General features: G+C 45.7%; 26 protein-coding genes and 1 pseudogene. 24 read left to right on the plus strand and 3 right to left on the minus strand.

The window, feature by feature from the left end; genetic code table 11:
• Window positions 1-122: 122 nt before the first annotated feature.
• The 6 genes and pseudogenes from thyA to L5M40_RS12875 all read left to right on the plus strand — a co-directional run.
• Window positions 123-395 (plus strand): annotated as a pseudogene (gene thyA / locus L5M40_RS12850) (thymidylate synthase); the annotation flags it as partial.
• Between the two features lie 117 nt (window positions 396-512).
• Window positions 513-1,682 carry a Na+/H+ antiporter NhaA gene (gene nhaA / locus L5M40_RS12855; protein WP_263175514.1) on the plus strand — a complete coding sequence of 390 codons (1,170 nt, stop codon included), beginning with the start codon at window positions 513-515 and terminating at the stop codon, window positions 1,680-1,682.
• A gap of 2 nt (window positions 1,683-1,684) precedes the next feature.
• The gene (locus L5M40_RS12860) at window positions 1,685-2,071 is read left to right on the plus strand and encodes a hypothetical protein (RefSeq protein ID WP_105249860.1); all 387 of its coding nucleotides are present in this window, start codon (window positions 1,685-1,687) and stop codon (window positions 2,069-2,071) included.
• 115 nt (window positions 2,072-2,186) lie between these two features.
• Window positions 2,187-3,095, plus strand: coding sequence for a transcriptional activator NhaR (gene nhaR / locus L5M40_RS12865; protein ID WP_028760830.1), 909 nt, complete (start codon window positions 2,187-2,189; stop codon window positions 3,093-3,095).
• Window positions 3,096-3,180: 85 nt separating this feature from the next.
• On the plus strand, window positions 3,181-3,429 hold the full coding sequence (locus L5M40_RS12870) for a succinate dehydrogenase assembly factor 2 (protein WP_028760829.1): 249 nt from the start codon (window positions 3,181-3,183) through the stop codon (window positions 3,427-3,429).
• Window positions 3,410-3,850 (plus strand): protein YgfX, encoded by a 441-nt coding sequence (locus L5M40_RS12875; protein WP_263175512.1) that lies wholly within the window; start codon window positions 3,410-3,412, stop codon window positions 3,848-3,850. Before L5M40_RS12870 ends, L5M40_RS12875 begins: the two co-directional genes overlap by 20 nt.
• A gap of 28 nt (window positions 3,851-3,878) precedes the next feature.
• Here L5M40_RS12875 and nadB read toward each other — a convergent pair whose 3' ends face one another.
• A complete protein-coding gene (gene nadB, locus L5M40_RS12880; RefSeq protein ID WP_168823426.1) occupies window positions 3,879-5,492 on the minus strand; it encodes an L-aspartate oxidase in 1,614 nt (537 codons plus the stop codon).
• A 190-nt stretch (window positions 5,493-5,682) separates the two neighbouring features.
• Here nadB and rpoE point away from each other — a divergent pair, with 190 nt between their 5' ends.
• From rpoE to L5M40_RS12940, 12 genes are all read left to right on the plus strand, one after another.
• Window positions 5,683-6,261, plus strand: coding sequence for an RNA polymerase sigma factor RpoE (rpoE, locus tag L5M40_RS12885; protein ID WP_028760826.1), 579 nt, complete (start codon window positions 5,683-5,685; stop codon window positions 6,259-6,261).
• A gap of 41 nt (window positions 6,262-6,302) precedes the next feature.
• Entirely contained in the window at window positions 6,303-6,929 is a 627-nt protein-coding gene (locus L5M40_RS12890) for a sigma-E factor negative regulatory protein (RefSeq protein WP_263146062.1), read from the plus strand.
• 12 nt (window positions 6,930-6,941) lie between these two features.
• On the plus strand, window positions 6,942-7,874 hold the full coding sequence (locus tag L5M40_RS12895) for a MucB/RseB C-terminal domain-containing protein (protein ID WP_028760824.1): 933 nt from the start codon (window positions 6,942-6,944) through the stop codon (window positions 7,872-7,874).
• Window positions 7,875-7,884: 10 nt separating this feature from the next.
• Window positions 7,885-8,358 carry a SoxR reducing system RseC family protein gene (locus L5M40_RS12900; RefSeq protein ID WP_263175511.1) on the plus strand — a complete coding sequence of 158 codons (474 nt, stop codon included), beginning with the start codon at window positions 7,885-7,887 and terminating at the stop codon, window positions 8,356-8,358.
• Window positions 8,359-8,524: 166 nt separating this feature from the next.
• Window positions 8,525-10,315: a translation elongation factor 4 gene (gene lepA, locus L5M40_RS12905; protein ID WP_028760822.1), complete on the plus strand. Its 1,791-nt coding sequence runs from the start codon at window positions 8,525-8,527 to the stop codon at window positions 10,313-10,315.
• 194 nt (window positions 10,316-10,509) lie between these two features.
• The gene (gene lepB / locus L5M40_RS12910; RefSeq protein WP_263175510.1) at window positions 10,510-11,427 is read left to right on the plus strand and encodes a signal peptidase I; all 918 of its coding nucleotides are present in this window, start codon (window positions 10,510-10,512) and stop codon (window positions 11,425-11,427) included.
• A gap of 1 nt (window position 11,428) precedes the next feature.
• Window positions 11,429-12,109 carry a ribonuclease III gene (gene rnc / locus L5M40_RS12915; RefSeq protein ID WP_012088603.1) on the plus strand — a complete coding sequence of 227 codons (681 nt, stop codon included), beginning with the start codon at window positions 11,429-11,431 and terminating at the stop codon, window positions 12,107-12,109.
• On the plus strand, window positions 12,106-13,122 hold the full coding sequence (gene era, locus L5M40_RS12920; protein WP_263256743.1) for a GTPase Era: 1,017 nt from the start codon (window positions 12,106-12,108) through the stop codon (window positions 13,120-13,122). The genes rnc and era overlap by 4 nt, the downstream gene beginning before the upstream one ends.
• 28 nt (window positions 13,123-13,150) lie before the next feature.
• A complete protein-coding gene (gene recO / locus L5M40_RS12925) occupies window positions 13,151-13,861 on the plus strand; it encodes a DNA repair protein RecO (protein WP_212599987.1) in 711 nt (236 codons plus the stop codon).
• Between the two features lie 70 nt (window positions 13,862-13,931).
• Window positions 13,932-14,669, plus strand: a complete 738-nt coding sequence (gene pdxJ / locus L5M40_RS12930; protein WP_131523032.1) for a pyridoxine 5'-phosphate synthase — start codon at window positions 13,932-13,934, stop codon at window positions 14,667-14,669.
• Complete coding sequence (gene acpS, locus L5M40_RS12935) at window positions 14,669-15,052, plus strand: holo-ACP synthase (RefSeq protein ID WP_105249855.1); 384 nt, start codon at window positions 14,669-14,671, stop codon at window positions 15,050-15,052. Before pdxJ ends, acpS begins: the two co-directional genes overlap by 1 nt.
• Window positions 15,053-15,249: 197 nt before the next feature.
• Window positions 15,250-15,774 (plus strand): DUF962 domain-containing protein, encoded by a 525-nt coding sequence (locus L5M40_RS12940; protein WP_263160818.1) that lies wholly within the window; start codon window positions 15,250-15,252, stop codon window positions 15,772-15,774.
• Window positions 15,775-15,915: 141 nt separating this feature from the next.
• On the opposite strand, the gene L5M40_RS12945 is transcribed toward L5M40_RS12940, so the two are convergent.
• Window positions 15,916-17,190 (minus strand): HlyC/CorC family transporter, encoded by a 1,275-nt coding sequence (locus L5M40_RS12945; protein WP_113940661.1) that lies wholly within the window; start codon window positions 17,188-17,190, stop codon window positions 15,916-15,918.
• A gap of 98 nt (window positions 17,191-17,288) precedes the next feature.
• Window positions 17,289-18,077: an inner membrane protein YpjD gene (locus L5M40_RS12950; RefSeq protein WP_263175507.1), complete on the minus strand. Its 789-nt coding sequence runs from the start codon at window positions 18,075-18,077 to the stop codon at window positions 17,289-17,291.
• Between the two features lie 289 nt (window positions 18,078-18,366).
• Between L5M40_RS12950 and ffh the strand changes: the two genes are divergently transcribed.
• From ffh to L5M40_RS12980, 6 genes are all read left to right on the plus strand, one after another.
• Window positions 18,367-19,740, plus strand: coding sequence for a signal recognition particle protein (gene ffh, locus L5M40_RS12955; protein ID WP_006080787.1), 1,374 nt, complete (start codon window positions 18,367-18,369; stop codon window positions 19,738-19,740).
• Between the two features lie 217 nt (window positions 19,741-19,957).
• Window positions 19,958-20,209 carry a 30S ribosomal protein S16 gene (rpsP, locus tag L5M40_RS12960; protein ID WP_006080788.1) on the plus strand — a complete coding sequence of 84 codons (252 nt, stop codon included), beginning with the start codon at window positions 19,958-19,960 and terminating at the stop codon, window positions 20,207-20,209.
• A gap of 20 nt (window positions 20,210-20,229) precedes the next feature.
• The gene (gene rimM, locus L5M40_RS12965) at window positions 20,230-20,760 is read left to right on the plus strand and encodes a ribosome maturation factor RimM (protein ID WP_006080789.1); all 531 of its coding nucleotides are present in this window, start codon (window positions 20,230-20,232) and stop codon (window positions 20,758-20,760) included.
• A 15-nt stretch (window positions 20,761-20,775) separates the two neighbouring features.
• The gene (gene trmD, locus L5M40_RS12970; protein ID WP_263175504.1) at window positions 20,776-21,522 is read left to right on the plus strand and encodes a tRNA (guanosine(37)-N1)-methyltransferase TrmD; all 747 of its coding nucleotides are present in this window, start codon (window positions 20,776-20,778) and stop codon (window positions 21,520-21,522) included.
• A 34-nt stretch (window positions 21,523-21,556) separates the two neighbouring features.
• Complete coding sequence (rplS, locus tag L5M40_RS12975) at window positions 21,557-21,910, plus strand: 50S ribosomal protein L19 (protein WP_006080791.1); 354 nt, start codon at window positions 21,557-21,559, stop codon at window positions 21,908-21,910.
• A gap of 260 nt (window positions 21,911-22,170) precedes the next feature.
• Window positions 22,171-23,262, plus strand: a complete 1,092-nt coding sequence (locus L5M40_RS12980; RefSeq protein ID WP_113940660.1) for a 3-deoxy-7-phosphoheptulonate synthase — start codon at window positions 22,171-22,173, stop codon at window positions 23,260-23,262.
• Window positions 23,263-23,289: the final 27 nt, after the last annotated feature.

A 23,289-nucleotide genomic window follows, 5' to 3' on the forward strand; every position in this document is an offset into this window, starting at 1 on the left:
TTCAATCAAATTTGATTTTTATCCTGTAATAGATTCTCAGTAAAAGTCTCATTGGTTTGTCATAAAATAAAAACATTCACTCGTGCGAAGTGGTTTGCAGTAAAACCCCTATTGTCACAAAACCATTTAATATTGCCAGCTATGCTTTGTTAACTATGATGGTCGCCCAGCAATGTGACTTGGCCTTAGGTGATTTTGTGTGGACGGGTGGCGATACCCATTTATATTCTAATCATATGGAACAGACGGCACTGCAGTTAAGTCGTGATCCAAAACCGTTGCCGACCATGACTATTGTACGCAGACCTGAGTCGATTTTTGACTATCAATTCGATGATTTTGAATTAACAAACTACGCTCCACACCCTCATATCAAAGCCCCTGTTGCTGTGTGATGTATGTTTTTTAGTCTAACACTTCGGGATAGCCGAGGTGTTAGGGAGAAACTTACGATTATATTTGTTATTACAATTCGTCTACACTCAATTCATTATGATTTTTAGGAGTGCAAGATGGAAAAAGCAATTAGAAATTTTCTGAGCCAAGAGTCGGCTGGCGGTATCCTGTTATTGGTTGCTGTTGCCTTAGCCATGCTGATGGCCAATTCCCCCTTATCTGGACTTTATCAAGGCTTTTTAGGCACTGACGTTCAAGTCAAAATTGGCGAACTCAATATACACAAGCCACTCATCCTGTGGATAAACGATGGCTTGATGGCCATATTCTTTTTGCTGATTGGTTTAGAAGTGAAACGTGAGTTACTTGAAGGCGCCTTATCGAGTGTCGCTCAAGCTTCCCTGCCTACCTTTGCAGCCATTGGCGGCATGTTAGTCCCTGCTGGTGTGTACTTACTGTTTAACTATGGGGATCCTGTCACACAAGCGGGCTGGGCGATTCCTGCCGCGACCGATATTGCCTTTGCCTTAGGTATTATGGCGCTGCTCGGAAGCCGCGTTCCTGTTTCACTGAAAGTCTTCTTACTTGCTTTAGCTATCATCGATGACTTAGGCGTCATAGTGATTATCGCGCTGTTTTACAGTACTGACCTATCAACCATCAGTTTAGTGATTGCCAGTTTAGCGATTGCGGGCTTGGTTGGGTTAAACCGCAAAGGGGTTATCTCACTTTTACCCTATGGCATCTTAGGGTTAATTCTTTGGGTTGCCGTACTTAAGTCTGGAGTGCATGCGACTCTGGCTGGCGTCATCATTGCTTTTTGTATTCCATTGCGGGCAAAGGATGGCAGTTCACCCTCAGAAGGCTTAGAGCATAGTTTGCATCCTTGGAGTACTTTCCTCATTTTGCCAGTGTTTGCTTTTGCTAATGCGGGTGTTTATGTCGGCAATATGAATTTGGAGACGTTAATTTCTCCTGTTCCTGTTGGTATTGCATTGGGTCTGATGTTAGGTAAGCCAATCGGTGTAATGTTATTTAGCTTTATTGCGGTGAAACTAAAATTAGCGCAATTGCCTGATGGCGTAGGTTGGAAGCAAATTGCCCCCGTCGCGGCCATGTGCGGTATTGGTTTTACTATGTCTATGTTTATTGCGTCGTTAGCCTTTGAACATGCAGACCCTATGTACGGTGACTTAGCACGCCTAGGAACCTTAATCGGTTCGATTATGGCAGCGTTAGTCGGGTATTTCTGGTTATCAAAAGTGTTACCTAAGAAAGGAGTATAACTATGATAAAGTTGAAATTAATGGGAATAGCAACGCTCTTATGTTTATCGACAACCGCGACGGCATCGCAAATTTCGGCCTGTAATCAGGATGCAAACTCGCAGACTTGCCAAAGCTATCTTGAAGGAATAGTGGATGGCGCTTTGATGTTTAAATCTGATTCCTTAGGGGCGAGATTAGAAACTAATGGTTATGAATCGAGGGCACTTAAGTATCGCGGTGGTAAACGTTTCCAAGAAGCGAATCGAACCTATTGCGCCGAACGTATTCCAGAACGTAACGTTTTAGTTTCAGGAGTCACTGAAGCGGTAAGTCTGGGGAATGCTGCCGATTTGGAGCAGTTACAAGGCATAGTTACTAACTTACTCGACTGCCAGCGTTTAAAGTAACTTGACTGGGAATCATCAGGTTTTTAATCATCTGATTTTAAACTAATCGAGTTTAAAATAACACAGTAACCCCTCAGCGCTTTGGCGTTTGAGGGAGCATTAACAGCGGGTTAGCATGCTGCACTTGAATTATAACCACTTGTATTATTTTTGGATGATTAAGAAAAAGGGCTCAGTCGCGAAGGCGGCCGAAGCCCTATGTTTGACGCCGCAAACGATAACGGGGCAAATTCGTGCCTTAGAAGATAGGTTAAACGGCAGTCTGTTCAAGCGAGTCGGGCGGACATTGGAGGCGACAGAATTAGGTGAATTGGTTTTTCGCTACGCCGATAAGATGTTTAGCCTTAGCTATGAAATGCTCGATTTACTTAACTATCAAAAAGCGGATGCCATGTTATTCGAGGTGGGTATTGCCGATGCCTTATCTAAAGCTTTAGTCAGCCGAGTTTTACTATCTGTAGTACCTAATGACAATTCTATGCACTTAGCCTGCTATGAGGCGACTCACGAGAGCCTAATGGCGCGTTTACGTGAGCATAAACTGGATATGATCCTTTCGGATTGTGCAGGTGAGTCACTGAAATACCCTGAAATTTTATCTAAAAAATTAGGCGAGTGTGGCGTGAGTTTTTTCTCCGCGGAGACTTATAGCGCTGATTTTCCAGCCTGTTTAGAGCAAGGCCAGCTATTAATTCCTGGCCGCAGAACCTCACTCGGACAACAGCTATATCGCTGGTTTGACGAGCAAAATCTTAAAGTTAGTATCTTAGGTGAGTTCGATGATGCGGCCATGATGAAAGCCTTTGGTTACCTTAAACGAGGTATTTTTGTCACACCGTCGATTTATCGCCAAGAAGTGATTTCCCATGGTATGAATTTGCTCGGTGAAACCACCGATGTGAAAGAGGAATACCATGTGATGTTTGCCGAACGTATGATCCAACATCCTGCGGTAAAGCGATTATTGGATACAGATTTTAGCGATCTCTTTGAGGGACTCGATACGCAAGTACAACAATGCTAATTTTGTGAGTCAATATGAAGGGTTAATCGACACTTTAGTCAGTGAACTGATAGACTAATGCCAAATCTGTGTTGGGAGAAATACCTTGGAATTAATGAACATCGCAAGGGTTCGCTGGGCATGTCGTCGTGGGATGCTGGAATTAGACGTCTTGCTTCAACCTTTTGTTGAAAACTTCTATCAAGAAATGTCCGATGAAGATAAAACCGTGTTTATCCGTTTGTTGGAATGTGAAGATCCAGAATTGTTTGCTTGGTTTATGGGCCATGAAGTGTGCCCTGACACTGAACTGGCTCGTATGATAGTAAAAGTCCGTGGAAGACCGGCACCATAGTTTCAGCGTAAAAGCCTCTTTCGACCAACGACTCTCGTTGGTCGTTTTTATTGGTGTTTGTTTTAGCTCATTTCTGCTTTGGCCCCAAAGCGACATTATCGCCTTATCTCTGCTTAAATATTTGTTTATCGTACTTGTCAGTATTTTTTTGCTGTCGCAGTTGTGGCGACTGCAGCATTGGCGTTTAGATTTTGTGCTGAGTGATAAAGGCGAGGGACGTTTGTCAACGGGGGAGCACTTTCAGGTACTAAAACGCACTTGGGTCACGCCCTTTGTTTGCTTGATTTATATCGAAGTGGATACTCAGCTGCGGCTCTTGCTGGTTTGGGCTGATATGTTAAATGATACTGACTATCGACATTTATGTCGGCTGTTGCTGCGGGCTAAAATGCAACAGACTAAACCTCATTCTGAGATTTAGTCTGTTTATGATGAAGTCACCTATGCGGTTACTTTTCTGGTAGTAAAATAGTCGGGCGAGGCGCGTCTAATTTCTCTGGATGATCGATATTAAAATGCAGTCCACGGCTTTCTTTACGCTCCATGGCACAGCGAATAATTAATTCGGCCACTTGCACTAAGTTACGTAATTCGAGCAAGTTATTGCTAACCCTGAAGTTACTGTAATATTCCTGAATTTCTTGCTGTAACATCAGGCAGCGGCGCAGTGCTCGCTCCAGACGTTTATCAGAGCGTACAATTCCAACGTAGTCCCACATGAATAACCGCAGCTCGTGCCAGTTATGGGCGATGACCACTTCCTCATCCGAGTTCGACACTTTACTTTCATCCCATGCTGGAATTTGTCCCGGGATTTGAATTTTATGCAGTTGGCTTTCTATGTCCTGTGACGCCGCACGGGCAAACACTAAACATTCGAGTAACGAGTTACTCGCCAGACGATTGGCGCCATGTAAGCCCGTATAGGCGACTTCACCAATAGCATAGAGACCATTGAGATCCGTCTGACCGTGCATATCTGTCATTACACCACCGCAGGTATAGTGAGCAGCAGGTACCACAGGAATCGCATCTTTAGTGATATCGATTCCCAGCTCTAAGCAACGGCTATAGATGGTCGGAAAATGCTTCATCACAAAGTCAGCATCTTTATGGCTGATATCCAGATACACACAGTCGGCACCGAGACGTTTCATCTCATAGTCGATGGCTCGGGCAACGATGTCACGGGGAGCGAGTTCAGCGCGTTCATCAAAGTCCGGCATAAAGCGGCTGCCATCAGGACGACGCAGATAAGCCCCTTCACCACGCAGGGCTTCGGTGAGTAAGAAGTTGCGCGCATCTGCGTGGTACAAACACGTCGGATGGAATTGGTTGAACTCCATATTCGCCACTCGGCAACCTGCACGCCATGCCATGGCAATACCATCGCCGCTGGCGACATCAGGGTTTGAGGTATATTGATAAACCTTAGAGCTACCACCAGTCGCTAACGCGACAAACTTAGCCTTAACGGTTTCGACGTGTTCTTCATTGCGATTCCAGACATAAGCGCCTAACACACGATTACCTGGGCGATTTAATTTACGGGTGGTGATGAGGTCGATGGCGTTATAGCGTTCTAAAACTTGAATATTGGGGTGGGCGAGTGCGCGTTCTTGCAGTGTGGTTTGCACTTCTTTGCCTGTGGCATCGGCAGCGTGCAGAATACGTCTGTGGCTATGGCCGCCTTCACGGGTTAAATGGTAAGGTGCATCTTTTGCGTTCCCGTCGGTGGTTTCTTCTTTATCGAAGGCGACGCCACATTCGATAAGCCATTGCATCGCACTCTTGGCATTTTCAGCCGTGAAAGTGACAACGTCTTTGTCACATAAACCCGCCCCTGCGATTAAGGTGTCTGCAACATGGGATTCGATAGTGTCACTTTCGTCGAAGACGGAGGCGATACCGCCTTGGGCGTAGTAAGTCGACCCTTCCGAGAGTGGGCCTTTTGAAAGCAGAATTACTTTTGCTTTTTCAGCAAGATGCAAAGCTAGTGTCAGACCTGCGGCACCGCTACCTATGACTAATATGTCAGATTGGTGTTCAACTACTTGTTTCATCGGGTATCATGATGTGACTGAAGAGTGCCAACTATGGTAAACCAACTCACCGATTATGGGTACTTTCCTTTTTACCTTACTTTTTTTGTATAATTTTTAGAACTTTTTCAAAGCCCGCGAGTCTACATAAGTGAATATGATTCGAGCGACTGAGAAATCAGCATTTTAGATTTAGGAGAAGTCGGCTCGGATGAGTGGACAATTAAGTGATCAACAATTAGTTGAGCGCGTACAACAAGGTGATAAAAACGCTTTTAACCTGTTAGTGCTTAAATATCAAAGTAAAGTCATTAGCTTGATATCCCGTTATGTACGGAACCAAGCGGACGTTGCTGATGTCGCACAGGAAGCGTTTATCAAAGCTTACAGAGCTTTGCCAAACTTTCGCGGTGAAAGTGCATTTTATACTTGGTTGTACCGCATCGCAGTAAACACTGCGAAGAATTATCTCGTATCACAGGGGCGTAGAACGCCTGCGAATGATGTTGATGCAGAAGATGCCGAATATTACGAAGGCAGTGACGCGCTGAAGGAGTTTGCCTCCCCAGAACGGCTAATGTTATCGGATGAAATCAAAAAAGTGATTTTCGATACATTAGAGACCTTGCCTGAAGAATTACGAATGGCCATCTCATTGCGTGAACTCGATGGTATGAGTTACGAAGATATTGCCATAGTCATGGATTGTCCTGTCGGGACCGTAAGATCACGTATCTTCCGAGCACGAGAAGCAATCGATAAAAAGCTCCAGCCTTTGCTGGAAGCCTAAATTCTTATTTTAAGAAACCCTTATATTTAGACAGGTGAAAAATGGATAAATTAGGTCAAGAATGGGTATCTGCCGCAGTCGATGGAGAGACTGATGAACAGACCATGGCAGAGTTATCTGCTGATACACATTCACATGATAAATGGCATAACTATCATATGATAGGCGATGCCATGCGTGGCGAATTGCCGCAGACTATTGTGTTAGATCTCTCTGCTAGCATTGCTGCCGCCATTGAACTTGAGCCAGCGATAGTTGCGCCTAAGCATCATGTGTCTAAAGTCACTGCACCTGTAACGCCACAAATTGCCGCCAATTCGGAGCAAAGCCGCGTCGTACCTTTATTTAAGCAATTTGGCCAATATGCCATTGCTGCGACGGTTGCTATGTTTGCGATTGTGGGTGTGCAGAATTACAATCAAACTGCCGATGATGCCGCGTCACCATCGCCCGTGTTAATTACAAGGCCGCTTATTGGTAGCGCATCACCTGTGAGCCTACAAACCGGTCCTGTACAACAGAATCAAGGCTATACCAATGATCAGGTGAATGAGCAACGTCGCCGAATTAATACTTATATCCAAGATCATATGTTGCAACAACGATTGAATACTGGTGCGGTTGTAGAGGACAATACCGAGGTCGTACCCGTTCCGGTCAATCAATAACGAGGAGTTAGCTTGCGTCTAATCCTGTTGGCTTTATTAGCCTTGGTCTTTCCTGCAACCGCGCAGGAAGACATGCCTGCCAAAGCTTGGCTCGAGAAAATGAGCCAGGCTTTACGAGAGAAAGAGTTTAAAGCATCGATTATTCAACTTCAGGCCGATCATATTCGGCCTTTGGTTTACCTGCACGGTAAGGTGAATAATCAAGAAGTTGCCTTTCTAGAATACCTTAACGGTCCACCCAAAAATGCAGTGCGTGTCGGTAATCGTGTCACCTTTATTGAGCACGATGAGCCTGCGTATAGTATCGTTTCTAATCATATTCAAGGTGTCTGGCCTGCTGCTTTCTCTGCCAATATGGCGGACTTAGAAGTGGGTTATCAGTTTGTACTCGGTGGCCGTACCCGTATCGCTGGGCGTCCAGGGCAAATGATCCGCCTGTTGCCTAATGATGAATTCCGTTATGGCTTTCAAATTTGGCTTGATATGGAAACCTATCTGCCACTGAGATACGACATGCTGACTCAAGATAAGCAATTACTTGAGCAGATCATGGTGATTGAACTCATTGAATTCAGCGAGCCGCCAGCCATTTTGCAAGAGGCCTATAAGCAAGAGTGGCCGGCAGTTATCGATCAAGCCGAGCGCCAAGACGGTCAAAACTGGCAATTTGCTTGGTTACCCGCAGGTTTTACTGTGGTAGTGCGCGACCACCATAGATTAATTGGCAGTCACGAAGCGGTGGAATACATAGCACTGACCGATGGACTGGCAAATATTTCTGTTTATGTGGCGCGTGCGGGCACGAGTCCATTGCCTGAAGAATTAATTACCCGTAATGGCTTGTCGTTAGTCTCAGAAAAAGTCGGTAATGCCGAAGTGGTTGCTGTGGGTAAAGTGCCGACAGAAACTCTAACGCGCATTGCTAAAAGTCTGACGCTAGAATAGGACGCCGATTATGATGGAAGAAATTGCCAGAGTCGTCTCCAGTGATAGTCAAGGCTGGTTGACGGTTGAAGTGGAACTTAAGAGTACCTGCAAGAGCTGCAGTAACAGTGAGTCTTGCGGGACCTCTGCTGTCGCTCAGGCTTTTTCCTCGAAAACCCAGCAATTTTCTATTCAGAGTGACCGCCGCTGTGAGGCTGGTGAATTACTCAAATTAGGCCTTCCCGAGAGCGTGATCCTCAAAGCCGCGGCATTAATCTATTTAATGCCGCTGTTTGGCCTGTTTGTCGGCGCGGCGTTAGGACAATTTTTAGGCCAGTTGCTTGAGTTTAATCCTAACCTAGGTGCCATGGGCTTTGCGGCCGTTGGTGCCTTGATTGCGTGGTCTTTTGGTAAGCAACAGGCCAAACGTTTAGAAGTTGATGCTCAGCCTGTGATTTTGGCCTATTTAGGTAGGAGCATCAATTTAAATAAATTAGCTCAATAATTTCAATGTGTTATTTTTTATCAAATAACAGCTAACTGCGGTTTTGGACGTTGTTTTATCGGCCTGTCTTAAGTAGGAGTGAATGTGATTGGTATTGAAACCGCAATCAGGTACAATTTCGCTCCTTTGAACCGTATCCATTTTCAGTATTAGTCATTGCAGCATAATGAAACAAATTAGAAACTTCTCAATTATTGCCCATATCGACCATGGTAAATCGACGCTATCAGATCGTCTTATTCAGGTTTGTGGCGGTTTAACCGACCGTGAAATGGATTCTCAAGTTTTAGATTCTATGGATCTAGAACGTGAGCGTGGTATTACGATTAAGGCACAAAGTGTCACTTTGGATTATAAAGCCAAAGATGGCCTTGTCTATCAACTCAACTTTATTGATACCCCAGGTCACGTTGACTTCTCCTACGAGGTCTCGCGCTCATTAGCTGCCTGTGAAGGTGCTTTGCTGGTGGTTGATGCGGGTCAGGGCGTTGAAGCTCAGACACTGGCAAACTGTTATACCGCGCTGGATATGAATCTAGATGTGGTACCCATTTTAAACAAGATTGACTTACCACAAGCCGATCCAGAACGTGTTGCTGCCGAGATTGAAGATATCGTCGGTATTGATGCGATGGATGCTGTGCGTTGTTCGGCTAAAACCGGTGTCGGTGTCGACGAGGTTTTAGAAGTCATTGTTGCCAAAATTCCACCGCCAGAAGGCGATCCTGACGCACCATTGCAAGCCTTGATCATCGATTCTTGGTTTGATAACTACTTAGGCGTAGTGTCGTTAGTGCGAATTAAACACGGTAGCCTGAAAAAAGGTGACAAGTTTAAGGTCATGTCTACTGGACAAAACCACACTGCGGATCGCGTCGGTATTTTCACCCCAAAACAAACTGATAAAACCGAGCTTAAAACCGGTGAAGTCGGCTTTGTGATTGCGGGTCTGAAAGAAATTCACGGCGCGCCCGTAGGTGATACGTTAACTTTAGCCAAAAATGGTGCTGAAAAGCCGTTACCTGGTTTTAAGAAAGTGAAGCCACAGGTATACGCTGGCGTATTCCCAATTTCGACCGACGAATATGAAAACTTCCGTGATGCGCTGAACAAACTCAGCCTGAACGATGCGTCATTATTCTTTGAACCTGAAAGTTCTTCGGCACTCGGTTTTGGTTTCCGCATTGGCTATTTAGGCCTGCTCCACATGGAAATCGTACAAGAGCGTTTAGAGCGTGAATACAACCTAGAGTTGATCACCACTGCGCCAACCGTAGTGTACGAAGTCGTGATGACTAGCGGCGAAACGATTTACGTTGATAACCCGTCTGATCTGCCTGCGATTAACAACATTGAAGAAATGCGTGAGCCGATTGTTGAGGCCAACATTTTAGTGCCAAAAGAATACTTAGGTAACGTGATTACCCTGTGTATTGAAAAACGTGGCACCCAAGTGAACATGGTTTACCACGGTAACCAAGTGGCTGTGACTTACCATCTGCCAATGGCGGAAGTGGTCATGGACTTCTTCGACCGTTTGAAATCCACTAGCCGTGGCTATGCATCACTCGAATATAACTTTATTCGTTTCGATCCTGCAGACATGGTGCGTTTAGATATTCTCATCAACGGCGACCGAGTCGACGCCTTGGCTATGGTTATCCATAGATCAAACATTCGTCACCGTGGTTTAGCTTTAGTGGATAAGATGAAAGAACTTATTCCACGTCAGATGTTTGATATTGCGATTCAAGCGGCGGTGGGCAGTCAAATTATTGCCCGTTCAACCGTAAAAGCCCTGCGTAAAGACGTAACGGCTAAGTGTTATGGCGGCGACGTTTCTCGTAAGAAAAAACTCTTAAATAAACAAAAAGAGGGTAAGAAACGGATGAAGCAAGTAGGTAACGTTGAGGTGCCACAAGAAGCATTCTTAGCGGTACTTAAGCTAAACGAGTAATCGTTAGCATAAGAAGTGACAATTTAGTTGACTATTGCGCCGCTGTTTGCGGCGCTTTAGTTAGGTTATCGCATTGGTTTATCACTTTGGTTTACCAAGGTCGAATACGGTAAGTTAACTAAAGTATGATATTCGCTGAGTTAGGCACCAGTTAGGCACCTTTAATTATTTTTAAGGCAGGAGTTCAATAAGCAATGGCAGCGTATTTTTCCATTATTCTAGTGCTAATCACCCTGATCTCAGGACTTATTTGGTTAGTCGATGTGCTCGTTTTCGCCCCAAAGCGTCGTGAGAGTTTAGCGTTAGCAAAGGCATCACAAGCGAATTTAACTGAAGAAACTGAGTACCAAATCATTCGTGAGTCGACCATAGTCGAAACCGCGCATTCTATCTTCCCTGTGATTGCCTTTGTGTTGATCCTACGTTCATTTATTTATGAGCCATTTCAAATCCCATCGGGCTCTATGATGCCAACCCTCTTAGTGGGCGACTTCATTCTGGTGGAAAAATTTAGTTATGGGCTTAAAGATCCCGTATGGCGAACCAAGCTGGTTGAAACTGGCGAGCCCAAACGCGGTGATGTGGTGGTATTTAAGTATCCTGAAAATCCCGCCATTGACTACATTAAGCGTGTAGTCGGTTTGCCGGGTGATAGAATTATTTACCGTAATAAACAGTTGATGATCCAAAAGGCCTGTGGCGTTGAGCAAACAGCTTGTCCAGAACCGCAAGTTATCGCCCGCACAGAGATCAGTCGTGGTGATTACAGCCAAGATGGTGTGCCATTACTGCGTTATAAAGAGGAATTGGGTGATGTCGCCCACGATATTTTGATCAACCCAAGTCGACCTGACATGCTGGGATATTTTAAGCGCGAAGGTAATTTACCCGCGGGTGAGTTTTTAGTGCCAGAAGGCCATTACTTTGCCATGGGCGATAACCGCGATAACAGTACCGACAGTCGTTTCTGGGGCTTTGTGCCAGAAGAGAACCTTGTTGGTAAAGCGGTAGCGATTTGGATTAGTTTTGAATTTGACCGTTCAAAAGCCGACTTCCTCCCAACTTGGGTGCCAAGCGGTGTGCGTTTTGAGCGTGTAGGTGGAATTAAATAGCATGGAACCGATTAAAAATTTGCCACGTTTGTGTCGTACTTTAGGTTATGAGTTCAAGAATATTGAGCTTTTGACTCAAGCGCTGACCCACAGAAGTGCGGCAAATAAGCATAATGAGCGCTTAGAGTTTTTAGGTGATTCAATTTTATCTATCGTGATTTCTGATGCTTTGTATCATCAGTTTCCGAAGGCAACCGAAGGCGATTTAAGCCGGATGCGTGCCACCTTAGTTCGCGGTGATACCTTAACTATCATCGCCCAAGAGTTTAAGCTCGGCGATTATTTATATCTCGGTCCTGGCGAGTTGAAAAGTGGCGGATTTAGACGCGAGTCGATTCTTGCCGATGCGGTTGAAGCCATTATTGGCGCCGTTTACCTTGATTCCGATCTCGAAGTTTGCCGTGCATTACTGCTGAAATGGTATGCCGAGCGTTTGGCCGAAATTCAACCTGGGATCAGCCAGAAAGACGCTAAGACATTACTGCAAGAACATTTACAAGGGTTTAAAAAGCCGCTGCCTGATTACCAAGTAATCAACATAGAAGGCGATGCCCACGATCAGACATTTACCGTTGAATGTCGTATTGAAGACTTGAGTCAAAGCGTCATTGGTGTGGCGAGTTCACGCCGTAAAGCCGAGCAAATCGCGGCCGCTCAAGTATTGGAGTTACTAAAGAAATGACCAAAAAAACAGACTTGTCAGGTATCGATGCTGCAAAAGCGGCAACTGAGCCGAGTTTAGATGAATTACTGGCAAGGATGAATGCGGCCGCGCCAACGCCGTCGGCCCAATACGATGTCACTTATTGCGGCATGGTAGCGATCATTGGTCGCCCTAACGTCGGTAAATCAACGTTAATTAACCGTTTACTTGGTCAGAAGGTAAGTATTACTTCTAAAAAGCCACAAACAACGCGCCACCGTATCATGGGTATTCATACCGATGGTCCGAAGCAAATCGTGTTCATCGATACACCAGGTTTACACATAGAAGAGCAGCGGGCGATTAACCGCCTGATGAACCGCGCAGCAACCAGTTCGCTTGCCGATGTAGCTATGGTGATTTTTGTGGTCGATGGCATGACGTGGACCGCCGATGATGAGATGGTGTTGAGTAAATTACGCCGTGGCGGTGAAGAGCGTCAGACAATTCTGGCGATTAACAAAGTCGACAATATCAAAGACAAAGAATCGCTGTTCCCGTATTTGGAAGAAGTCGCCAAAAAATATCCTTTCGATGAAATTTTGCCGATTTCAGCCAGTAAAGGTACCAACGTTAAGCGCATTTTAGAGCTAGCGGCGGCGTCTATTCCTGAAGGACCTTTCTTCTTCCCTGAAGACTATGTTACCGATCGTTCGCAACGTTTTATGGCGTCGGAAATTGTGCGTGAAAAATTGATGCGCTTCTTAGGTGATGAATTACCCTATGATGCGACAGTTGAGATTGAACAGTTCAAGATGATGGAAAATGGCGTTTATCAAATCAATGCCTTGATCCTTGTTGAGCGTGAAGGCCAAAAACGTATGGTGATTGGTAGCAAGGGCGAACGTATTCGTACTATCGCAACTCAAGCTCGCTTAGACATGGAGACCTTGTTTGATAATAAAGTTTTCCTCGAAGTGTGGGTGAAAGTGAAATCCGGTTGGGCCGATGATGAACGCGCCTTGCGTAGCTTAGGTTACGGCGACGATTAAGCATTAATTTCAGCGAGCGCGCTTACCGATGAAACGTGGTTACGTTTTACATCATCGCCCATATCGAGAGTCCAGTGTCTTAGTTAACCTGTTAGTTGACGGCATTGGACGGGTTGATGTGGTTGCCCGAACCGGCAGCGGTAAGCGCTCTATCAAGAGTATTCTCCAGCCCTTTCAACCGCTGATCTTCGAATTTAGCGGTAAGTCTGAATTAAAAACCTTAACTCAAGTCGAAGCCGCTGCGCCTGCTGTGCCTCTTTCTGGCCAAAGTTTGTTTGCTGGTATGTATATCAATGAGTTATTGGTTCGCACTTTGTCTGTACAGCACAATGCCGAAGAGTTGTTCCTCATTTATCATCAAGCCTTAGTCGGCCTTGCCGCGAAGTTTTGCCAATCCCAACTGCGTTATATTGAGCTCGCCTTGCTGCGGGAATTAGGTTTTATGCCTTCTCTTAGCCGCGATACTCAAGGTGAACCACTCGTACCTGATGATTATTACCAACTCGTGCCTGAGTTAGGTTTTCAATTTGTGCTTAACTCCCGTGCTCGCAACGCCTACCAAGGGGCAATGTTGACGGCGCTTAACGATAACCAGCTCACCGAAGCACATTTTTTGAGCGCGAAGTTGTTGATGCGCTCCCTGTTAACGCCATTACTCGGGACTAAACCTTTGTTGAGTCGACAATTGTTCGTCAGCACAGCCGTACCAACTAAGATTGATGGGAATAATTCGCCCTAGCTCCTGTTTTTTAGCGTGAGCCTAAGTACAATAGGCCGCAATATCAGCGTTAAACATTAAGGAGTTCCCGATGAGCCGTATCTTATTGGGCGTGAATATCGACCATATTGCTACTCTGCGCCAAGCCCGTGGCACCAGTTATCCTGATCCTGTGCATGCTGCTGCCGTTGCTGAACATGCTGGCGCCGATGGCATCACTATCCATTTGCGTGAAGACAGACGCCACATCATAGACCGCGATGTGTATCTGTTGGCAAAAACCTTGAAAACCCGCATGAATTTTGAATGTGCTGTGACCGAAGAAATGCTTAACATCGCCTGTGAAATTAAGCCGACCTATGTCTGTTTAGTGCCAGAAAAACGTCAAGAAGTCACCACTGAAGGTGGTTTAGATGTGGCGGGGCAGTTAGATAAAATCACTGCCGCAGTGACTCGTTTAGCCGCTGAGGGTATTCAAGTCTCCTTATTTATCGATGCCGATAAAACTCAAATTGATGCCGCCGTTGCCTCTGGCGCACCGCTTATTGAAATTCATACGGGCTGTTATGCCGATGCTAAAACGGAAGCAGAAGAAGCCACTGAGTTAGCGCGTATTCGCGAAATGGCAAAATACGCCCATGGCAAAGGTTTAGTGGTTAACGCGGGTCATGGTTTGCATTATCACAACGTGAAACCCATCGCGGCGATTCCTGAGTTATATGAACTCAATATCGGCCATGCGATTGTCGCACGTGCCGCCATTGACGGTTTGGCGACAGCAGTGAAAGACATGAAAGTGTTAATGCTTGAAGGTCGTCGAGGCGAATAATGGCGATTGTCGGCCTAGGCACAGATATCGTCGAGATTGAGCGTATTCAGGTCCATGTGGCGCGCGCAGGTGACAAGCTCGCTAGACGTGTGCTGACCGAGGCTGAGTTAGCCATTTATACTGCCCATAGTCAGCCAAGTCGTTATCTTGCCAAGCGTTTTGCTGCAAAAGAAGCCGCAGCCAAAGCCCTCGGTACGGGTATTGGCCGCGGCGTGTCGTTTCAGCATATTCACATTGGCAACAATGAGGATGGTGCACCGACGATTCACTTTACCGAGGGGGCGCTGACGCGTTTACAGCAGCTTAAAGCGACGGTTGGGCATATCTCTATTGCCGATGAAAAATCCTATGCGATTGCGACGGTAATCATAGAGTCTCAATAAACCCGAGTTTGTGTCTGTTGGCGGTAAAAAAGGAACCTTAGGGTTCCTTTTTTCATTTCTGGATGGGTATCCAAATTAGTGAATGCAACAATTTATTTACTTTTACTGTTCAGTTTAATTGTTTTACGTTAGTTTATGGCTTGCGCGTCGCTCAATTTGGCGCACGTAAAAGCAGGGGCAAATGAAGAGGAACCCGCATGAAATCCGCCGCAGAGCAGTTATCGACCTACAAAAGTGTGCATTTAAATCAGCGTAATATTCAGACCCATTTTATTGGCATCCCACTGATTATTTGGTCTGCTTTCCTGTTGTTGGCCACAGTGCGTATTCCGCTGGGCAGTATGGGGGAGACAAGTTTAGCAGTGATAGTCGGTATATTCGTGTTGGCCTATTATGTCCGTTTACACTTAAGGCTTTCAATGGGGCTCATATTATTCATGGTACCAGTGCTGCTCACGACTGAGTGGGCGGCGCATATCGCCGGTGCCACTTGGCTTGCCCTAGGGGTATTTGTGGTGGGCTGGGTGTTCCAGCTAATCGGCCATCAATATGAAAAAGCCAAGCCAGCCTTTGTGGATGACTTAAATCAGCTATTAATTGGGCCATTTTTCTTAATGGCGGAAGTGTATTTTATGTTGGGCTTAGAAAAGGCGCTGAATGCCCAGATAACGCCAATCGCGCTTGAGAAGCGTCGTATACTTGAGGCGAAAAAGTCTGCATAGCTTGGCTAGATAGTGAATTAGAGTAGATAGATTAGCGCTAAAGGTATAGCTCGGGGGAGCATCATCGCTTAGAGGGAATTGTCGGCCGGACCACATCTTAACTTGTGTGGTTCGGCCAATTTTTATACTCAAAATTGAGGATTAAACTCTGGGGGGATGATAATACAGTGGGATAATTCTCACTGTATTAATCATATTCTCTGACACATCAATTATCTCTAATGGATAACCTGCTAAACGTAAACTGGTATTCGCAGAAGGAATTTCCTCCAGATACTCCAGAATCAGACCATTGAGGGTTTTAGGGCCATCGGTGGGAAAGTTCCACTTCATTTCTTTATTCAAATCGCGGATCGTAATGCCCGCATCAACTAAGTAGCTGCCATCTTGCTGGACCTTAATGTCTTCACTCGGGGTGGTCAACATAGAAGTGGTAAAGTCGCCGACAATTTCTTCGAGAATATCTTCGAGTGTTACTAGACCTTGAATATCACCATATTCATCAACGACTAAGCCGATGCGCTCTTTATTTTGTTGGAAGTTAGCTAGCTGCACATTGAGTGGCGTACCTTCTGGCACAAAGTAGAGTTCTTTCACTGCGCGCAGCAAAGATGACTTGCTAAATTGCTCTTTAGATTGGAGGCGCAGAGCATCGCGTAGATGAATAAAGCCCACTGCATCGTCTATGGTGTCGCGATACACTAACACTCGGGTATGTGGACTTTGGATCACCTGACGATTGATAACCTTAAATTCGTCATTGACGTTAATTCCGTAGATATCTGAGCGTGGCACCATAATATCTTCAACGGTTACTTTCTCTAAATCCAAGATAGATAACAGCATTTCTTGGTGGCGTCGGGGGATGAGTGCCCCTGCCTCATGTACCACAGTGCGCAACTCTTCTTGGCTTAGTGCATCGCTACTATTAACGGTTTTTATCCCCATCAAACGTAAGATACCTGTGGTTATTAAATTAACGCTTGAGACAACATAGGCAAAGGTAGAGGAAAGTATAAGTAGCAATATGCTAGAGGGAAAAGCAATACGCTCAGGATTTAGCGCTGCGATGGTTTTTGGCGTGACTTCAGCAAAAACGAGCACGACTAACGTAAGCACGCCTGTTGCAACAGCGACCCCTAAGTCGCCCCAAAGACGCATACCAATGATAGTCGCAATAGCCGATGCGGAAATATTGACTAAGTTATTACCAATTAAGATCAATCCAATCAAACGGTCAGGACGCTCAAGTAACTTCAAAGCTCTAATCGCCCCTTTATGGCCATTGTTGGCTAAGTGGCGTAGACGGTAACGGTTGAGAGTCATCATTGCGGTTTCTGAGCCTGAAAAATAGGCAGAGAATAGGATAAGCACTAGTAAAACGATCAGGAGTGCGCTTGTCGATATAGCGTCCAAAAAAGGCTCCAATGTGGCCAGTAAACTTAAGTAAATACCGACATTTAAAAAAAGTGTCAAGTCGGCCGCAGCAATAACTGCCCAGCCGACTTAAATGTTTAGTTGAGGATTAACTCTTTGACAATGCGCGCGCCAAAATATGCGAGCGAAAGTAAGGATGCGCCAGTCAGAGTATAAATGACTGCGGTACGAATTTTACAACCGACCCAATACTGTTGCCACAGCATAGTAATGTATATAAACCAAGCCATTATCGACAGAATTGCCTTATGACCTTTACCATCGGCGAACATATCTTCAAGGAAGATAAAACCAGTCGCGAGCGACAAACTGAGCAAGATAACGCCGATAATCACCAGGTGATAAAGCTGTTTTTCAACTGTCATCAGCGGCGGAATGCCAGGGCTCAGCATAAATTGTTTTTTCTTCAGTTTATTTTGGATCATCGCCAGTTGTATCGCATACAGGGCGGCAATCATCAGGGCGCTGTAGGCCATGAGTGACAATACGACGTGGGCTAATACTTCAGGATAAAGCTCAAAATGCGTGATGAATTTAGGCGGCAATAACCAGAGTAGGGCAACCGAAAGCACTGAGCAGGCGTAAACCACGGGCACGACGACGATGACTTTCAGCCTGAACATCAATATCGTAAAAGTAAAAGCGATAATCCAGTTCACTAAGGAAATCACATTCGTCAGGCTAAAGTTTTGGCCATCTGTGGTGAAAATCACTTGTGATAATGCTGCAGCATGCAAAATAACCGCAATAGCGGCAAAGCCTGCGACAGCACGGCGATTCGGACCGTCTGGGTGAAACAATCGACTCGTCACTAGTACCAATGCAATGCAATAAAAAAACATGGCTGAGGCAGAAAAGATGACCATGGGTAATTAACCTATTTGTGTAGTTAAAGGTGCCTTAAAAACGGGGCATACAGATCAATATTTTCCCTAGAATAACATGAGCTGTCGGCAAATGGGCAGTGACATGAGTTGCAAAATTTAGCAGATTCTTATTGTTAGGGTTAAATAGTGTGTCGACGACAATAAAACATGACTCAGCGCAAGTAAAACACTTAACCACAATCAAGATGGGTGCAGCAGTAGCATAATGCGCATGCATCGTTATAATACAGCCCATCAATCGAGATTCTTAAAGGTATAGAACAGGACGATGTTTGAGAACCTAACCGACAGACTGTCACGCACACTGAAAAATATCAGTGGCCGTGGTCGCTTAACTGAAGAAAACGTTAAGGAAACCCTGCGCGAAGTGCGTATGGCACTGCTGGAGGCCGATGTTGCCCTGCCTGTGGTGCGCGAATTTGTTAATAACGTAAAAGAACGTGCCGTTGGCCAAGAAGTCTCTAAAAGCTTAAGCCCAGGTCAAGCCTTTATTAAGATAGTTCAAAGTGAACTTGAAAAATCCATGGGCGAGGCGAATGAAGCCCTAGATTTAGCCACTCAGCCGCCAGCTGTGATTATGATGGCAGGTCTGCAAGGTGCGGGTAAAACCACCAGTGTGGCCAAACTGGGTAAATTTTTACGTGAACGCCATAAAAAATCGGTATTGGTGGTCAGTGCCGACGTTTACCGCCCAGCAGCGATTAAACAGCTTGAGACGTTAGCGCAAGAAGTGGCGGTGGAGTTTTTCCCATCGGACGTCAGCCAAAAGCCAATCGACATTGCGAAAGCGGCGATTGCCCACGCTAAATTAAAGTTCATCGATGTTGTGATCCTCGATACCGCGGGTCGTCTGCACGTTGACGAAGCCATGATGGACGAGATCAAAGGCTTACACGCTGCGGTCAAGCCTATCGAGACCTTGTTCGTTGTTGATGCTATGACAGGTCAAGATGCGGCGAACACGGCTAAGGCGTTTAACGAAGCTTTACCACTGACAGGGGTGATCTTAACCAAAGTCGATGGTGATGCGCGCGGTGGTGCGGCGTTATCGATTCGCCACATTACGGGCAAGCCAATCAAATTCCTCGGTGTGGGTGAAAAGACCGACGCGTTAGAGCCATTCCATCCAGACCGTATTGCTTCACGCATTTTGGGCATGGGCGATGTGTTATCGCTTATCGAAGAAGTTGAGCGTGGCGTCGATAAAGAAAAGGCCATGAAGCTGGCTTCGAAAGTGAAGCAGGGTGGTAGTTTCGATTTAGAAGATTTCCGTGAGCAGTTACAGCAAATGAAAAACATGGGCGGCATGATGAACATGCTGGAAAAACTGCCCGGTGTGGGTCAATTGCCCCCAGAAGCCTTAGCGCAAATCCAAGACGGCAAGATGACAGGCCAAATGGAAGCCATCATTAATTCGATGACTTCCAAGGAGCGTAAGAACCCTGATTTAATCAAGGGCTCACGCAAACGTCGCATCGCTGCCGGTTCTGGCACGCAAATTCAAGATGTAAACCGTTTATTGAAACAGTTTACTCAAATGCAAAAGATGATGAAAAAAATGTCTGCTAAGGGCGGCATGCAAAAAATGATGCGCGGAATGCGCGGCATGATGCCGCCAGGAATGAAATTTCCGGGACGTTAATCGGGCATTTTTAGTTAAACTTAGCACTTTATCAGTCGGTTGACTCTGGTAACAATGAACCGCTTACTGAGGGCGCAGGCGTAATAATCGCCATCTTTGGTTGCATTCGTTGGAAAGTCAGGTAAAATCTTCCGGCTTTCTATCTGGGACTCTTCGCGAACACGGGGTTCCAGTTTTTATTTTTGCTTCAAGCAAATCATTAGAGGATTGAAAACGCATGGTTACCATTCGTTTAGCTCGTGGCGGCGCAAAAAAGCGTCCATTTTACAACATCGTTGTTGCTGATAGCCGTAACGCTCGTGACGGTCGTTTCATCGAGCGTGTTGGTTTCTTCAACCCATTGGCCCGTGGCCAAGAAGAAACTTTACGTTTAGACCTAGCTCGCGTTGAGCACTGGGTTTCTAACGGTGCAGCTGCTACAGAACGTGTAGCAAAACTGATCAAAGACGCTCGTAAAGCAACAGCTTAATAGCGTTAAGGTATAGATTGATGAGCAGTAACCAACAGCCAGTCGTACTGGGGAAATTAGGCTCCTGTCATGGCATTAAAGGTTGGCTGAAAATCACCGCCTATACCGATTCTGTTGAAGGTATCTTTGACTATTCACCTTGGCTTATTAAAGAAAATGGTGAATGGCGCGAAATAAAGGTCACCCAGTGGCGTTATCAAGGTAAGGCCGTTGTTGCCTTACTTGATGGCGTAGAAACACGGGAGCAAGCGCAAATGCTCACAAATTGTGAGATTGCGATTTTGCCGGAACAGATGAACGATTTGCCAGCAGATGAATTCTACTGGCGTGATCTCATCGGTTGCGAAGTGGTCAATACAACAGGCTATAACATGGGGATTGTCGATCAGATCGTGGAAACAGGATCGAACGACGTATTACTTGTTAAAGCCAACGCTAAAGATAGTTTCGGCAAAGTGGAACGTATGATCCCCTTTGTCCCTGAGCAGTTCATCAAAACGGTGGACCTGCAAGGTAAACAGATTTTAGTGGATTGGGATCCTGACTTCTAAGTCGAGGTACAACAGATGTGGTTAGGGGTAATAACCCTGTTCCCAGAGATGTTCGGTGCCGTGACAGACTTTGGTGTTACGGGTCGAGCCGTGAAAAACGGCCTGCTCGAGTTGCACACGTGGAATCCCCGTGATTTCACCCATGATAGACATAATACGGTAGATGACAGGCCTTACGGCGGTGGTCCCGGAATGTTGATGATGGTGCAACCCTTGCGCGATGCCATCCATGCAGCGAAAGCCGCAGCGGGTGAAGGTGCGAAGGTGATTTACTTGTCACCTCAAGGACGCAAGCTGGATCAGCAAGGCGTCACTGAGTTGGCTCAATCATCACGTTTGATTTTGGTCTGTGGTCGATACGAAGGTATTGATGAACGCATCATTCAAACGGAAGTGGATGAAGAGTGGTCGATAGGGGATTACGTGCTTTCGGGCGGCGAATTACCGGCGATGACTCTGATAGATTCAGTATCGAGATTGGTTCCTGGCGTGCTAGGAAAACAAGCTTCGGCGGAGCAAGATTCTTTCTCCGACGGTTTACTGGATTGTCCACATTACACTCGCCCTGAAAGCTTGGATGGTCTTGACGTACCGGCAGTGCTGCTAAGTGGCAACCACGAACAAATTAGACTCTGGCGTTTACAGCAAAGCCTTGGTAGGACTTTACTTAGACGGCCAGAATTATTGCAAAATCTAGCTCTGACTGACGAACAAACGACTCTATTAGCGCAGTTCGTTGAAGCAATGAACAAGCATGCTTAGTCGTAGCTCAGTTAATTCTAGAACGGAGTAAGTTATGAACAACATCATTAAAATGCTCAACGATGAGCAAATGAAACAAGACGTACCTGCGTTTGGTGCTGGTGATACAGTAGTCGTTCAGGTTCGTGTTAAAGAAGGCGATAAAGAGCGTTTACAGGCTTTTGAAGGCGTTGTAATTGCTAAGCGTAACCGTGGTCTGCACTCTGCATTCACAGTACGTAAAATCTCTAATGGCGAAGGTGTTGAGCGTGCTTTCCAAACGCACAGCCCACTGATCGCTAGCATTGAAGTTAAGCGTCGTGGTCGCGTTCGTCGCGCCAAACTGTACTATCTGCGTGATCGTTCAGGTAAATCTGCACGTATCCGTGAGAAGCTGGCAACTAAGTAATAGTTACCGCTACAGAAAACAAGACGTAGTGTTCGCACAGAAAACCGCCCTAGTGGCGGTTTTTTGTTGCTGTTTTTTAAGTATTTATACTTGATCTAAAGAGAATGAACAGGCATAGTGGTCGCCTGATTGTAATGGTGTAGCATTACAAAAGTACATTGCGATGGATTTACGCTATTTTATATCCGAAATGAATGCCCAAGCTGACTTGAAGTCCTGCTTCGACAACTGGGTTAAACACTAAGTCTTAGGTGGTAAGCATGCAACAAGATACGATTAACAACGTACACATCAGTTCAGAGAAAGTCTTAATCACGCCGCAAGAGCTTAAAAATGCCTTGCCACTCTCTGAGCATGCTTATCGCTATATCCTCAATGCCCGCAAAACCGTGGCTGATATTGTTCATAAGCGTGACAATCGAGTATTGATTGTCACTGGCCCTTGCTCCATCCATGATATCGCCGCCGCAAAAGAATACGCTTTAAGGCTTAAAACTCTGCACGATGAACTCAGTGATGAGTTTTATATCTTAATGCGAGTCTACTTTGAAAAGCCGCGTACTACGGTAGGTTGGAAGGGCATGATCAACGACCCCGATATGGATGAATCCTTCGATGTCGAAAAAGGCCTGAAAATGGCCCGTGAGCTAATGATTTGGTTGGCCGAGTTAGGACTGCCTGTTGCCACCGAAGCACTCGATCCTATCAGTCCTCAGTACATTTCTGAGCTTGTCACTTGGTCTGCCATTGGCGCTCGCACCACTGAATCGCAAACCCATAGGGAAATGGCATCGGGTCTTTCTATGCCGGTGGGCTTTAAAAATGGCACCGATGGTAAGCTCGATGTAGCGATTAATGCGCTAAAATCGGCGGCCAGTAGCCACAGATTTATGGGCATAAACCAACAGGGCCAAGTCGCATTATTGCAAACTGCAGGTAATCCCGATGGCCATGTGATTTTACGCGGTGGTGCAACGCCCAACTATGATGCGGCGAGTGTGGCAGAGTGTGAAACGCAGCTCCATAAAGCCAAACTCAATGCACGTTTGATCATCGATTGCAGCCATGGCAATTCATCCAAAGACTACAGCCGCCAAAAGCCTGTCTGTGAAGATGTGTTCGAGCAGATTTATAACGGCAATAAGTCGATTATTGGCGTCATGCTAGAAAGTCATTTAAATGAAGGCAATCAAAGTTGTGATAGGCCATTAAGCGAGCTAGCTTACGGTGTTTCTGTAACAGATTCTTGTATTAATTGGGAAAAAACAGAAACCATTTTACGGGAAGGTGCAGCGAAGTTATCTTCAATACTTCCAACGCGTTTCGATATGCTTAAAGTAGCTAACGCTTAAATTGGTTACAGCTTAATGGACTCAGGT

This window comes from Shewanella sp. SM68 (genome assembly GCF_025653925.1).
Lineage (GTDB): Bacteria > Pseudomonadota > Gammaproteobacteria > Enterobacterales > Shewanellaceae > Shewanella > Shewanella oncorhynchi.